This is a genomic window from Acinetobacter sp. A2, from assembly GCF_048537555.1.
GTDB lineage: Bacteria > Pseudomonadota > Gammaproteobacteria > Pseudomonadales > Moraxellaceae > Acinetobacter.
Map to the genome: position 1 here is coordinate 2,779,126 of NZ_CP183239.1, position 12,872 is coordinate 2,791,997.

A 12,872-nucleotide genomic window follows, 5' to 3' on the forward strand; every position below is an offset into this window, starting at 1 on the left:
CGTTTTTTATTTCTCAACCCATAAAATTATACTGCGGTAACGGTATGCCCCAAGGCTTTACCCATTTCCACCACCGAATTGGCTTGGAATTCAGCATCCCACTGCATTTTATTTTCTTCAAATAAAACAATTGCCGTTGAACCCAAATAAAAACGTCCCAATTCTGCACCCTTTTCAAGGAACAATTGGTGTTGATTCAGTTCTAAACGCCCCGATGGTTTCACCTTGCCTGTAGCTACGGTTTCAATACCCGCTACAATCATCGCACCCACCAAAACAACCGCCATACGACCCAGTTCGGTATCAAACAAACACACCATACGCTCATTGCGGGCAAATAAACCTGGAATATTTTCTGCTGTGGTTTGGTTCACCGAAAATAGCTCACCTGGCACATAAAGAGTTTCAGTCAGTGTGCCTGCAAACGGCATATGCACGCGGTGATAATCTCTCGGAGATAAATATACCGTGGCAAACTGACCATTTTTAAATGGTTCTGCCAGTTGCGGGTCGGCAATTAAATTTTCAACAGTAAATTGCTGGCCTTTGGCTTGAAAAATAGCGCCATCTTCAATTTTACCCAATTGCGAAATTGCACCATCTGCAGGCGATACAATGCTGCTCGGATTGCTGTCAATTTCACGTACGCCCTGCTTTAAAGAACGGGTGAAAAATTCATTAAAAGATTTATATTTCAAGGCATTGCTTTGCTCTGCCAATGACATATCAATGCCATACTGGGCTTTAAATGCCGTAATAACCGCATTTTTCAGTACAGGATGCTCGCTAGCTGCAAGTTTACCTACAACACGTGATAATTGATGTTGTGGCACAACGCGCTGTGCCTGAATGAAAATTTGTTTTTTTAAACGTGATGTGAGGCTCAAGACGGCAACTCTCCAGTAATAACAGGACTGTCAGGGCGGTTGCCCCATTCACTCCACGCACCATCGTAGGCCTGAATTTGCCAACCCAGTAATCTTCCTAAAATATAGGCCAGACCTGAACGGTGATGTGACTGACAATACACCACTACAGGTTCATTGAGATTGAATCCGAGTTGTTCCAGACGCTGTCGTGTGCGTTCTAAGGGGTGCAATTTTAAATGATTTTCACGATTAAGGGCAGTACTCCATTCAAAATGCAATGCCCCTGGTATGTGACCACCGCGTCGTGCAGCCAAACGCAGCCCTGTATATTCATCTACAGTACGGCAATCCCACAGTTGAACAGACTGGTTTTGGCACTTTTCTAATAGCTCATCATATTGAATACGATACTGATTTTGCGCTACAACAGGAGCAAGTGTACTGACAGGTTTCAGTGATTCAACTTCAGAAGTGGTCGGAAAACCTGCGGCCAACCAAGCATGAATACCGCCATTGAGCAAACTGGTATTTTCAAAGCCTAAACAGTGCAAGTTCCAGATCAAACGCCCAGCCCATGCACCGCCTTCATCATCATAAGCCACCACATGATGCTCAGGCGAGATATTCAAATACTGAATCAAATCCTGTAAGGCTTCAGGTTCTGGCAATAGACCCGAAGTATCTTCATCCTGACGTAACAGCATGCTCGGTTTGACCTGTAAGGCATGCGGCAGATGCAATTGCTCATACACCGAATTACGGCTTAAATCGACAATGCGTAATTTGTCATGTCCTAAAACGGGGACTAAATCTTCTGCTTCAATCAGCAGTCCAAAATCGAATGGTGAAGCGTTCATTTTTATGCTGTTCAGTCTGGTTGGCAATCCACTTTAACTTAGTATAGGTCATTTTTGGGCGCATACTGTTTTTTTCATAACTTTCTCAGAATTTTAACAATCACATGCTTTAATCTAGAAAAAAACCGAAGATTTTCTTCGGTCTTTTTTCAGTTTTTATAGGTTTGTTGGTCTTTAAACTGGTGCTTGAATATCAAAAACTTGACGCAAATATGCCAAGAAGGTGTCATTATCGGTCATGGTTTTACCAGGACTATCTGACAATTTCGCCACCGACTGACCATTACACTCGACTAGCTTCAACACAATATTCAGTGCCGTTTGCCCCATGTCATTGGTCAAATTGGTACCAATCCCAAAACTGACCTGAAAACGGTCTTTAAAGTACTGATGCAAGGCCCATGCTTTTTCAACATTCAATCCATCACTAAAGGTCAGCATTTTAGTTTTGCTGTCAATTTTCAGCTTTTTATAATGTGCATAGGCTTTATCGCCCCACGCATACGGGTCGCCACTGTCATGTCGCAAACCATCAAATAACTTGGCAAAATATAGGTCAAAATCACGCAGGAAAGCATCCATTCCCACAACATCGGTCAGGGCAATACCTAAATCACCCCGATATTCCTGCACCCAAGTTTCCAACGCAGCTTTTTGGAAATCGCGCAGACGCACATCCAATGCCTGAAAAGCCTGTAAAAATTCATGTGCCATGGTACCAATAGGCGTAATACCTAATTCTTTGGCTAACAGAACATTACTGGTGCCACGGAATACATCGGGTACAGCTTGATGAAAAGCTGCTACCACATGCTTTTGCCAAGCAAAGCTATAACGACGACGCGTACCAAAATCTGACACTAAAAATGGCGGGTCTTCAGGTTGTTGCTGCTGTTGATAGTCCTGAATCAGGGCAATTTTTTGCTGTAAACGTCGCTCGCCTTCTGCCCAGACCTCATCTGTGCGAATTCGCTGGAAATACAGTTCATTCACAATGGCCAGCACAAAAATTTCAAACATCATGGCTTGTACCATTGGGCCTTCCACCCGAATGTCCAAGCGGCCCTGTGCATCAATACTAGCCTGAATAAAACGGCGTTTGAGCTGGAACAGTTCTAAATAATCGACAAAATCACTTTTAATAAAGCGTAAATTGCGCAAATACTGCAATTCATCTTCTTTAAATTTCAGCTGACACAAGTGATCTAGCTGTTCATTTAGTTCATCTAAAATATCGGTCAGTGGATAGGCAGTATCTTCAAGATTACGGCAGCGAAACTGATAAACACTGTGCGTTTGCGGAAACTTATGCAGTACCACCTGTAACATGGTGAATTTATACAAATCTGTATCAAGCAAAGATTGAATAATTGGGGTCATAGTGCTCATCATTTCGCGATCCTTCTTGCATTAAAGCATAATTTTTTCAGCAAAAAAGGGCTTTTATCGACAATCTTGTTACAACTTTGCTGCACCGTACGGCTCCATTCCTGTTTCATTTTCGGTGGGTTTATCGCTTAGTTACTTGGAGTAAGCTGATCTTTAATCACGCCAGCGGGCATGAATTTGTTAGAATCTCGCCATCTCTTCACTTAGATTAATACTGAGTATGCGTGCATTATTACAACGGGTTCTTGAAGCTAAAGTCGTGGTCGATGGCAAAATCACTGGCGAGATTCAACAGGGTATTTTGGTGTTCTTAGGTTTAGGCAAAGACGATAATTTTGAAAAAGGCAAAAAGCTGATTGATAAAATTCTGAAATATCGTTTTTTTGATGATGAACAAGGCAAAATGGGCTGGAATGTCAGTCAGGCCAATGGCGGTGTGTTATTGGTTTCACAATTTACCCTCATGGCACAGACCCAAAAAGGTTTACGTCCTGATTTTGGCCCTGCTATGCCCCCACAAGCCGCTCAAGAGCTCTACGAACAATTGGTGGACTATGCCAAAAGCCAGTTTGATCAAGTAGAAACGGGTATTTTTGCTGCCGATATGAAAGTACATCTGGTAAATGATGGGCCAGTGACTTTCTGTTTAGAAGTAGAATAAAGTGCATTAAAAAACCTCTGTCAAAACTGATCAGAGGTTTTTTCACATCATGGCAACTTATTTGCCTGTTTTTTGTTTAATAAACTGACGTGCTAATTTAATTTTTTCTTTTACAGGTTTTGGCAATTTAGGCGGAATTAATTTCGCTGCTTGGTTAAACCAGACCAACAAGCCAAAATCACCTTCCATTTTAATGCTGCCATTTTGCATACCAGTCATGAACGCAGTTGGGTCACCTTTCATCAAGGTTTTCACCCCTTGCTCGCTGTCTGCAAATTGCAAAACAAAATCTGCTTTTTCTGCATCGCCAGCAACCGTATCAATATGACCATTGTTGACAATAATTTGACGCGCCATGCCCAAATCTGTACCAATTTGAATACGGAACTGACGCTCATGCACCAACTCAATAAATTTTGGACTGGTACGTGCCAGCTGTTTCATGCGTAATGCCAAACCTGCCACTAAAAGGTCAAGTGGATCGGTACTGACATCAACTAAAGGAAGTTTGACCACAGGAATTGCAGAAAGTTTCATGACTGTGAAGCCTATTGTAATTGTTGGAGAGTTGATCGCATCATCCTATCACAACTCCTGCTTTTTACCGCAAGGCTTTGTATAACAATCTTAAGCTGGATGTTAAACTTTTGTCGCACACTTTATGGGTGAGTTAACCGTATTTATAAACTAAAAAGATGCAAACCTGTTGCATCTTTTTTAAATCAAGGATCTATTTTAATTAACGGCTTGAGCATTGCTGCTGATCATCTTCATACACTGGGGTATGTTCAATATAGCGGCGTTTTGCCAAAGCACGTTCTGCGCGTCGATCTTCTCGTAATAATAATAAAGTTACCAATGCCATCGCCAAGCAAATTGCAGACAGATAACTATAGGTAATTGGTAGCTCAAACACGCGTTGTACACTGTAGCGTACTACTTCTAACAAGCCCCAAAAAACCATACCTGCCAACATAAAGTTTAACCAGCGACGATAAGGCGAAAAGAAAACAGCAATCAACGCAGCTGCGACTAGGCTTAAGCCAACAATGGTCGCTAAATTCGCTGTTACCATAAAAACCTCCGTCTAAAGATGCAGCCTCATTTTTAAATTGGTCTGCAACTTCAAATACCGTTTAAATAAATAATGGATGTCGATTTAAATTCTATGCATGCATTATGCTGCGTTTTTTCGATAAAAAAAGACTTGTATTTTCATAAAGCGACACACCTTGTCGCAATATTATATTGTCATTACATTTTTTTAATTTGGTAGTTTTCGGGAAGTGAAGCAGGCTCTTTATTCGCGTGTCATTACAAAAAAACACCTTATATTTTTGCCCTAAAAAAATTTTTTTTGATTCGATCTTGTTGTTGTTTTTATCGGCAGTTTTTCCTTACCGTTTATCGTTATCTGCTGATTATACAAACAAAAAACGCAGCATGACTGCCGCGTTTTTTTCATTGATTTGTCATATTAGGCGCGGTTCAAATCTTTGTCATGCACACCCAGTAAATACAGGACGCCATCTAAGCCCACACTTGAAATGGCTTGATTGGCATTCTGACGCACCAAAGGTTTGGCACGGAATGCAACACCTAAACCTGCTATGGAAAGCATTGGCAAGTCGTTGGCACCATCCCCCACAGCAATGGCTTGCTCCAAAGAAATGCCCATTTTTTCTGCCAGTTCACGTAACAATAATGCCTTACGTGCACCATCCACAATATGGCCTTTGACTTCACCCGTTACCACGCCATTTTCCACATCTAAAATGTTGGCATGCACTTCATCAATCCCCAGTTTTTCCTGTAGGTATTCTGCAAAATACTGGAAACCACCCGACAAAATTGCAGTGCGATAACCCAAGGATTTCAGCGTTGAAATTAAACGCTCGGCACCTTCAGTGACTGTAAGTCGCTCTGCAATTTTAGGTAACACTGCAGCATCTAAGCCTTTCAGCAATGCCACACGGGCACGGAAACTTTGCTGAAAGTCCAACTCACCCTGCATGGCACGTTCGGTAATTTCAGCTACCTGATCGCCTACGCCTGCTTCAATAGCCAACTCATCAATCACTTCCTGCTCAATCAGGGTCGAGTCCATATCAAAACAAACCAAACGGCGGTTACGACGGTAGGCATTGTCTTCTTGTACGGCAACATCCACACTCAGTTCATTCGACAGGCTTAAACATGCAGCACGCATGGCCACAGCATCTAGCATTTGCCCACTTAAACCAAACTGCACACAGGCACGTTTTGGTTCATCTACAGATGCATTGAGCTGCGGACGACCCGACAAACGTGTCACTGTTTCAATATTAAAACCCTGACTAGACACAATATGCGTAACCGCCTGCAAATGTGAGGCATTTAGCTCGGGTGCCAGTGCCGTTACGATATAACGGGTACGGCCACCTTCGTTTACCCATTGCTCATATTCGGTTGCAGAGATTGGTTTAAAACGCACTGTTAAGCCAATATCATGTGCTAAAATCAGAATCTCCTTCATGGCTAAAGCGGTTGCGGTCTGGTCTTCTGATGCAACAACAATACCTAAAGTCAGTTGATTATGAATAACAGCTTGGCCAACATCTAAGATTTGTAAGGAATGAGCGGACAATACCTGCATTAATCGAGTAAACTGATTAGGTTGGTCAGGTCCTAAAAATGATATAAGAATGATTTCTCGCATGAATTGACTCGGGTCTGAGCTACAACTATTGTGAGAATCATAATCTAAATTGAATATAAATGCCTTGGAAGTTTTACCTTGAATGCGCCTAGACAAGGGCTATTTGCTAGCCTATTGATTGTAAGTTTTGCTTTTCACACCTTTTTATTGGTGCTTGCAACAACACACCAATTGAATGAAAACCGCGCCAATCAGGGGCAGTTAATGACCAGCCAACTGGTCACCGACAGCCTTTCTGAGCTGGAACCTGCCAATACGGTATCGCTGGCCTTGTTGGTGAATCGCTATGCCACCAATCCAAGCATTGCTTCTATTCGCATTTTAGATGCCCACAATCAGGTCTTGGCCACAGGTGGACAATCACGTACCCGTCAGGGCGAAGTTTTTGTACGTGATGCACTGGTGAATGAAAAGAAAGTTGGCAGCATTGAAATCACGCTGATTCAACCGAGTATTGGTGAAATTTTACGAACACAGTGGCTAGCAACATTATTGTCTTTAATTATTCACGGTTTATTGTGGTTAGCATATCGAGCCATTGCCCGTCCAAGCCGTAGTGAATATCTGGCACGTATTAACAACGAGTCACGCTTAAAACATGAGTTGCAAGCTTTAACACAGGCACTGGAACAAGAAAAACACCAAACTGCCTTGGCATTGGCTCAAGCTCAGCAGCAGCCTAAACCAGTCTTGCCACCTAAAACCAATAAAGCCATTGAGCCTGCGCAACCCGAAAATAACATTGCACTCAATATTCAGTTTTATGATCCAAAACAGTTATTAGACACCGTCAATCAAACTGTTTCTGTACCATATTTTAGTCTGTGCCAAATTTTTCTAAATAAAAGCATTGAATTGTGCGTACAGCACTACAAACTAAACCGTTCAGATATTCAAACCGTGCAACCCTTCCATGAAGAAGGTGCAACCCTCAGTATTGCAGCCAATACGCCTAATGCTGTGCCATGTATGGCCATGATTGGCACCGTATTCCAATTGTTGTCAGAAGTACTCTATAAGCGCTACCGTGAAGAAAAACGCTTCGTGTTACAAACCCGTAGTGGTTTATCTACTTCGGTAGACGCCATGCAGCTGTCTGCTGCTCAAGCGGCAGAGCGATTGGTTAATCAACTGTCTGCCCGCGAAAATGCTGTGCACTTGCCCAATGAATTGTTAGACGAGTTATCTGCGCATTATGAGTTGGTAAGTATGCCAAATCCAACCAATGTATTGATGCGACACGCCTTTATGGTCAATGGCATGGACAGTGCTTCGGCTGAACTGGCACAAAGCCTTAGAACTGAAATTTTAAAAGGTAAATCTTCTAAAAGTGCTTAAATAATAAAAGTACGGTGAAGCTCACCAGAAAACAAAAACCTGAGTGGAAATATCACCACTCAGGTTTTTTATTTTGGGATACTTGCCTGTTTATAGATTCAGTTGCTTTTGTTCCACCAAATGCATTTGTGCACTATAAGCCGCTGATTGACCAACCTCTGCTTTGTTCCACTCACCATTGGCCTGAAGTTCCCAAGCATTTTGGTTGTCGTGTAAATAACTCAGCAAGCCATCTTCTACAATGCGTTGTTTAATTTTCTCATCCAAAATTGGGAAGCAGGTTTCCACCCGTGAAAATAAATTGCGTCCCATCCAGTCGGCACTGGCACAGTACAATTTTTTCGCCCCGCCATGCTCAAAATAATAAACACGAGTATGTTCCAGAAAACGTCCCACAATCGAACGCACATGAATACGTTCCGACATGCCTTTGACTTGTGGAATCAAACAGCAAATTGAGCGAATAATTAAGTCAACCTGCACCCCTGCCTGCGAAGCACGGTATAAGGCCGTAATCAATTCAGGCTCTGTCAGTGCATTGACTTTAATCATAATTCGGGCAGCTTTGCCTGCTTGCGCAAAGGCAATCTCTTGCTCAATCAGTTTCAACAACTCACTATGCAAGGTAAATGGTGCGTGCAGCAAAGTTTTTAATTTTGCCGATCTGCCCATACCTGTAAGTTCCTGAAACACACGATGCACATCTTCACAAATATCTGGCTGTGTGGTCATTAAGCCATAGTCGGTGTACATGCGTGCATTGCCTGCATGATAGTTCCCCGTACCCAAATGCACATAGCGCACCAATTGGTCTTGCTCACGGCGCACAATCAAAATCATTTTGGCATGGGTTTTATAGCCCACAATACCATACACCACCACAGCACCCGCCTCTTGCAAGACGTTGGCCACCATAATGTTAGATTCTTCATCAAAACGTGCCCGCAGCTCAATCACTGCCGTAACTTCTTTACCATTACGTGCAGCTTCAGCAAGTACCTGTACAATTTCAGAGTCAGGGCCACTGCGGTACAAGGTTTGCTTAATTGCCAACACATTTGGATCTTTCGCCGCTTCTTTAAGTAAATTAATTACAGGCTGAAAAGAGTCAAAAGGATGATGCAGCAACACATCCTGCTTTTTTAGAATTTCAAAAATTGGTTTTTGCTTCCGAAATACTTTGGGAATAACGGGCACAAAAGGTGGATACTTTAATTCAGGACGGTCAAAACTACTGGTCAGACGTGATAGATTGATTGGGCCACTAATCCGATACAGTTGCTGTTCATCTAAATCAAATTCTGTCAGCAAGTAGTCAATAATGTCTTGCGGGCAGTCATCTTCAATTTCCAAACGCACTGCGCGACCAAAACGACGCGATGAAAGTTCATCTTTAAGGGCTACCGCCAAATCATCAACATCTTCTGCCAAAATCAGGTCGGCATTACGCGTCACCCGAAATGCATAGCAGCCTGTAGCCTTCATGCCTGGGAATAAATCATTGATATGCTGTTGGATAATAGCCGTCAAGAAAATGTGTTCTGTCGCACTGCCTGCAACTTCTTTAGGTAAGTTGATTAAACGAGGCAATGAACGTGGCGCAGGTACAATCGCCATTTCAATTTCTCGCCCAAAGGCATCCTTGCCCTGCAAACTAACAATAAAGTTCAGGCTTTTATTGACTAAACGTGGAAATGGATGCGAAGGGTCAAGGCTGATTGGCGTTAAAACAGGTTGTACCTGACGCGCAAAATAGTCGGCAATCCAAGCCTTATGTTTATCTAGAATGTCTTGAAACTGAATAAAATGAATCCCCAAGCTTTGTAACTGCGGCAAAATTGCAAAGTTTAAGGTGTCATATTGCTGTTTGACCGCCTGATGGACTTTATCTGACAGCTCTGCCAACACGTGTTCAGTTGGAATTGCATCTGGGGTACGGGTAATCGCATTCAAATCGAGCTGCTTCATTAGCCCAGCGACTCGAATTTCAAAAAACTCATCTAAATTACGTGAAAAAATAATTAAAAAGTTCAACCGTTCTAAAATAGGTAAATCAGGGTCTAATGCTTGCGCCAAGACCCGACGGTTAAACTCAATTAAGGAAAGTTCACGATTAAAATAAGTATCAGATGAATGCTGAAAGTGTTCCATATCTTCTCTATGCTGTTTTGGGACAGTCTGCTTATTTCGCCTCAGTGCAGGCATGGTAGGTAGAGATTATGACAATCATGTTACACCCACAACCAATTGCAGAACATTTCGTCAGTACAAGGTCAATCTAAAAAATTGATTTTGTTTGTTTTATCTTACATTCAATACATTTTTATAGCAAAACAGCACTTTTAGTGACTTCTTTTATCTTAGACCATGTATCTGACATTAATTTAAAATATCTGCACTTTGAATCCGCTGCACACCATGTGCCAGCATTTGTTGCCATGCCTGCTGCAAAGAACCATTTAGATCAATGGCTTTGGTGGCATCTTCAATCACATAAGTCTGAAAGTCTAACTGGCAAGCATCCATTGCCGTCCATGCCACACAAAAATCGGTGGCAATGCCCACAATATAAACCGTATCAATCTCACGCGCCTTTAAATACGCGGCTAATCCTGTTGTGGTTTTGCGGTCGGCTTCCATAAAGGCAGAATAACTGTCTATTTCAGGGTGGAAACCTTTGCGAATAATCAGTTGTGCTGTTGGTAAATCTAGGTCTGGGTGTAGTTCAGCATCGGACGTACCTTGCACACAATGCACAGGCCAAAGTACCTGCTCACCATAGCTGAGCTGAATCTGTTCATAAGCTTGCTTGCCCGCATGGTTTGCCGCAAAGGATACATGCGTTGCAGGATGCCAGTCTTGCGTAATCACAATATTATGAAACACGCGCCCAAGCGCATTAATGCAGGGAATGATTTGATCGGCGTCGGCAACGGCCAAATTTCCACCCGGACAAAATCCGTTTTGCACATCCACCACAATCAGGGCGCTATTGACCTGCTGCATGCTGTTTCCTTTTCAAAGCTAAACACTGCCATCAGCATAGCTGAAATTTAAACCTGAGTTGTATCACTTTGATAAAAATAAAAAGAACCCTGTTCCACACAATGTTGATAGGCGGGCAGTTGTGACAATAACTGCCGTACAAAATGCGGATAGACTTTGGCTTTACGTGCTGTGGCAGCATGGAAATAAAAATAAGGCAGTGGATGCCGAGTCAAATAGTTCACCAAATGTTGTCGGGCTAAAGACATGACCTGAAAGGCATCAATCCCTGCATTAACATCTTCATAAGTGGCTTGATCTGCAAACGCCAGCCATGCGTTTTGTTTTGGGGATGTCCGTGTTGCCTGAAACTTGCGTTTAAGTTCTAAAATAAATTCGTATTCAACCAAATACAGTGAAAACTGCTGTTGGCTGACCTGAAACTCAGCAATCAATTTTTTCTGTTTCATGTCCATCACACTCTTATTTTTTAACTGTTTTTTTACGTTCTATTATACCCTTTGTGGTGGATATCCCTCGATAAAACAGGCAGCTGTGCGACAGTACTTGTCACACTAAATCAAGCGGTTTGCTCACTCAAAATTTTCAATCAAAACAAAAAATAGCCCGCATTGCGGGCTATTTTGACTTCAAGCTGTTCTCATCCTTTTAAACAGTTTGAATACGGCGTACCAATAACAACATGAAGACTGCTGAAATAATAATACAAGGAATGGCTGCTGATACGACCCCTGCCGCACCAAAGCCTGCTGCCAATAACTGACCCGCAATTGCAGGGCCAAGCATTGCCCCCACACGGCCAACAGCAGATGCAACACCCACCCCTGTACCACGTACTTCAGTTGGGTAAACAATACTACCAAAAGCATACAACACGCCCTGACAGCCAATCACGAATGCACCCACCAAGGCCGATGCCATATACATTTGGGTCAGTGAACCTGCTGCATTCAGTGCAAATAAGCCTGCCAAAATGCCACCGTACATCAACAAAATAACGTAGGCTTTTTTCCAGCGGTCGGTCAGCATACCTAAAATTACGGTACCTACAGTTGCACTCACCATAAAGTAGAACTGTGCTGTACTGCCTTCTTTACGTGAGAAACCTAACTCCATAAATAAGGATGGCAACCAGCTCAACATGATGTAAACCACCATTAAGGTAAAGAAGTAGCTCACCCAAATAAATAAGGTACGCATTAAGTTTTGTGAGTTAAATAAATCTTTAAAAGACGCTTTAGGCGCAGCGTTTTGTGCTGCCAAATGATTGCCTGCTGCTTGTGCTTTTAAAAACTCACGTGATTCTGGCAATAACCACATCATCAACGGAATCACAATAAACGGAAGCAAACCGCCCAAATAGAAAATATTTTTCCAGTTTGAACCAAAATCTGTACTGGCCACTAAAGATAAAATGGCTGCACCCACAGGCATACCACAATACATTAAACCTACAGCACGACCACGGTTTTGTGGTGAAACTGCTTCAGAAGCCAAAGTAATCAAAATTGGCATAGCAGCACCTAAGCCCGCCCCCGCCAAGAAACGTACCGCCAATAAACTTTCAAAGCTATTGACCCAAACGGTACACAAAGTAAATAAGGCAAATACCGCAGTTGACCAAATCAGTACTTTTTTACGACCAATACGGTCTGCAAAACGTCCACCAACCAATGCCCCAGGCAATAAACCTAAAATACCCGCACTAAAAAACACCCCAAGTTGTGAGCTGTCTAGTCCAAAATGTTCACGAATACCTGCAGCCGCAATACCCGCTGCCTGAATATCTAGGCCTTCAATGACTGCAATTAAAAAACAGATCGCAACGGTAATCACCGCATGCCGTTGATCTGTATGTTGTGTTGATCTATCCATTGGGTCCCTCTACTAGAATTAGATAGCCATGTGAAAGCCTGCATCTTGCGCAGTTTTAAACAGCAGCAATAGCTATCAATAAGTGTTAGACCAAAGTGATTTTTTGAAGATCAGAAGACAGTACAAATAAATTTTGCGGCAAAAAATATAGCGAAAAAAACAATAATTCAGCTGCGTTA

At 42.5% G+C, this 12,872-nt stretch carries 12 protein-coding genes; 2 read left to right on the plus strand and 10 right to left on the minus strand.

The genetic code is table 11. The annotated features are described in order from the left end of the window. Positions 1-26 precede the first annotated feature (26 nt). The 3 genes from asd to pncB all read right to left on the minus strand — a co-directional run bounded on the left by asd (position 27) and on the right by pncB (position 3,106). Positions 27-887, minus strand: a complete 861-nt coding sequence (gene asd, locus ACNS8M_RS13170; protein WP_168460474.1) for an archaetidylserine decarboxylase — start codon at positions 885-887, stop codon at positions 27-29. Beyond that, on the minus strand, positions 884-1,726 hold the full coding sequence (locus ACNS8M_RS13175) for a sulfurtransferase (RefSeq protein ID WP_168460473.1): 843 nt from the start codon (positions 1,724-1,726) through the stop codon (positions 884-886). Before ACNS8M_RS13175 ends, asd begins: the two co-directional genes overlap by 4 nt. Positions 1,727-1,900: 174 nt before the next feature. Further along, positions 1,901-3,106, minus strand: a complete 1,206-nt coding sequence (pncB, locus tag ACNS8M_RS13180; RefSeq protein ID WP_168417727.1) for a nicotinate phosphoribosyltransferase — start codon at positions 3,104-3,106, stop codon at positions 1,901-1,903. Between the two features lie 229 nt (positions 3,107-3,335). Between pncB and dtd the strand changes: the two genes are divergently transcribed. Continuing rightward, a complete protein-coding gene (dtd, locus tag ACNS8M_RS13185) occupies positions 3,336-3,776 on the plus strand; it encodes a D-aminoacyl-tRNA deacylase (RefSeq protein WP_168417660.1) in 441 nt (146 codons plus the stop codon). Between the two features lie 57 nt (positions 3,777-3,833). Here dtd and ACNS8M_RS13190 read toward each other — a convergent pair whose 3' ends face one another. The 3 genes from ACNS8M_RS13190 to serB all read right to left on the minus strand — a co-directional run bounded on the left by ACNS8M_RS13190 (position 3,834) and on the right by serB (position 6,474). Beyond that, positions 3,834-4,313, minus strand: coding sequence for an SCP-2 sterol transfer family protein (locus ACNS8M_RS13190; protein WP_168460472.1), 480 nt, complete (start codon positions 4,311-4,313; stop codon positions 3,834-3,836). Positions 4,314-4,515: 202 nt separating this feature from the next. Further along, positions 4,516-4,851, minus strand: coding sequence for a ciprofloxacin tolerance protein AciT (gene aciT, locus ACNS8M_RS13195; protein ID WP_019838067.1), 336 nt, complete (start codon positions 4,849-4,851; stop codon positions 4,516-4,518). A gap of 402 nt (positions 4,852-5,253) precedes the next feature. Continuing rightward, entirely contained in the window at positions 5,254-6,474 is a 1,221-nt protein-coding gene (gene serB / locus ACNS8M_RS13200; protein WP_168417658.1) for a phosphoserine phosphatase SerB, read from the minus strand. Positions 6,475-6,552: 78 nt separating this feature from the next. Here serB and ACNS8M_RS13205 point away from each other — a divergent pair, with 78 nt between their 5' ends. After that, the gene (locus tag ACNS8M_RS13205; protein ID WP_168525282.1) at positions 6,553-7,812 is read left to right on the plus strand and encodes a hypothetical protein; all 1,260 of its coding nucleotides are present in this window, start codon (positions 6,553-6,555) and stop codon (positions 7,810-7,812) included. Between the two features lie 90 nt (positions 7,813-7,902). On the opposite strand, the gene ppk1 is transcribed toward ACNS8M_RS13205, so the two are convergent. The 4 genes from ppk1 to mhpT all read right to left on the minus strand — a co-directional run bounded on the left by ppk1 (position 7,903) and on the right by mhpT (position 12,693). Beyond that, complete coding sequence (gene ppk1, locus ACNS8M_RS13210; protein WP_419224914.1) at positions 7,903-9,963, minus strand: polyphosphate kinase 1; 2,061 nt, start codon at positions 9,961-9,963, stop codon at positions 7,903-7,905. 228 nt (positions 9,964-10,191) lie between these two features. Then, positions 10,192-10,818 carry a bifunctional nicotinamidase/pyrazinamidase gene (gene pncA / locus ACNS8M_RS13215; protein ID WP_180060871.1) on the minus strand — a complete coding sequence of 209 codons (627 nt, stop codon included), beginning with the start codon at positions 10,816-10,818 and terminating at the stop codon, positions 10,192-10,194. A 47-nt stretch (positions 10,819-10,865) separates the two neighbouring features. Further along, positions 10,866-11,267: a hypothetical protein gene (locus tag ACNS8M_RS13220; protein ID WP_419224915.1), complete on the minus strand. Its 402-nt coding sequence runs from the start codon at positions 11,265-11,267 to the stop codon at positions 10,866-10,868. 199 nt (positions 11,268-11,466) lie between these two features. Next, complete coding sequence (gene mhpT, locus ACNS8M_RS13225) at positions 11,467-12,693, minus strand: 3-(3-hydroxy-phenyl)propionate transporter MhpT (protein WP_004974130.1); 1,227 nt, start codon at positions 12,691-12,693, stop codon at positions 11,467-11,469. Positions 12,694-12,872 lie beyond the last annotated feature (179 nt).

What these genes read in the sequence shown, in the direction of transcription:
- serB (WP_168417658.1), bottom strand. Translation starts at nt 6,474, where the DNA reads ATGCGAGAAATCATTCTTATATCATTTTTAGGACCTGACCAACCTAAT.
- pncB (WP_168417727.1), bottom strand. Translation starts at nt 3,106, where the DNA reads ATGACCCCAATTATTCAATCTTTGCTTGATACAGATTTGTATAAATTC.
- dtd (WP_168417660.1), top strand. Translation starts at nt 3,336, where the DNA reads ATGCGTGCATTATTACAACGGGTTCTTGAAGCTAAAGTCGTGGTCGAT.
- ACNS8M_RS13175 (WP_168460473.1), bottom strand. Translation starts at nt 1,726, where the DNA reads ATGAACGCTTCACCATTCGATTTTGGACTGCTGATTGAAGCAGAAGAT.
- ACNS8M_RS13190 (WP_168460472.1), bottom strand. Translation starts at nt 4,313, where the DNA reads ATGAAACTTTCTGCAATTCCTGTGGTCAAACTTCCTTTAGTTGATGTC.
- aciT (WP_019838067.1), bottom strand. Translation starts at nt 4,851, where the DNA reads ATGGTAACAGCGAATTTAGCGACCATTGTTGGCTTAAGCCTAGTCGCA.
- ACNS8M_RS13220 (WP_419224915.1), bottom strand. Translation starts at nt 11,267, where the DNA reads ATGAAACAGAAAAAATTGATTGCTGAGTTTCAGGTCAGCCAACAGCAG.
- mhpT (WP_004974130.1), bottom strand. Translation starts at nt 12,693, where the DNA reads ATGGATAGATCAACACAACATACAGATCAACGGCATGCGGTGATTACC.
- pncA (WP_180060871.1), bottom strand. Translation starts at nt 10,818, where the DNA reads ATGCAGCAGGTCAATAGCGCCCTGATTGTGGTGGATGTGCAAAACGGA.
- ppk1 (WP_419224914.1), bottom strand. Translation starts at nt 9,963, where the DNA reads ATGGAACACTTTCAGCATTCATCTGATACTTATTTTAATCGTGAACTT.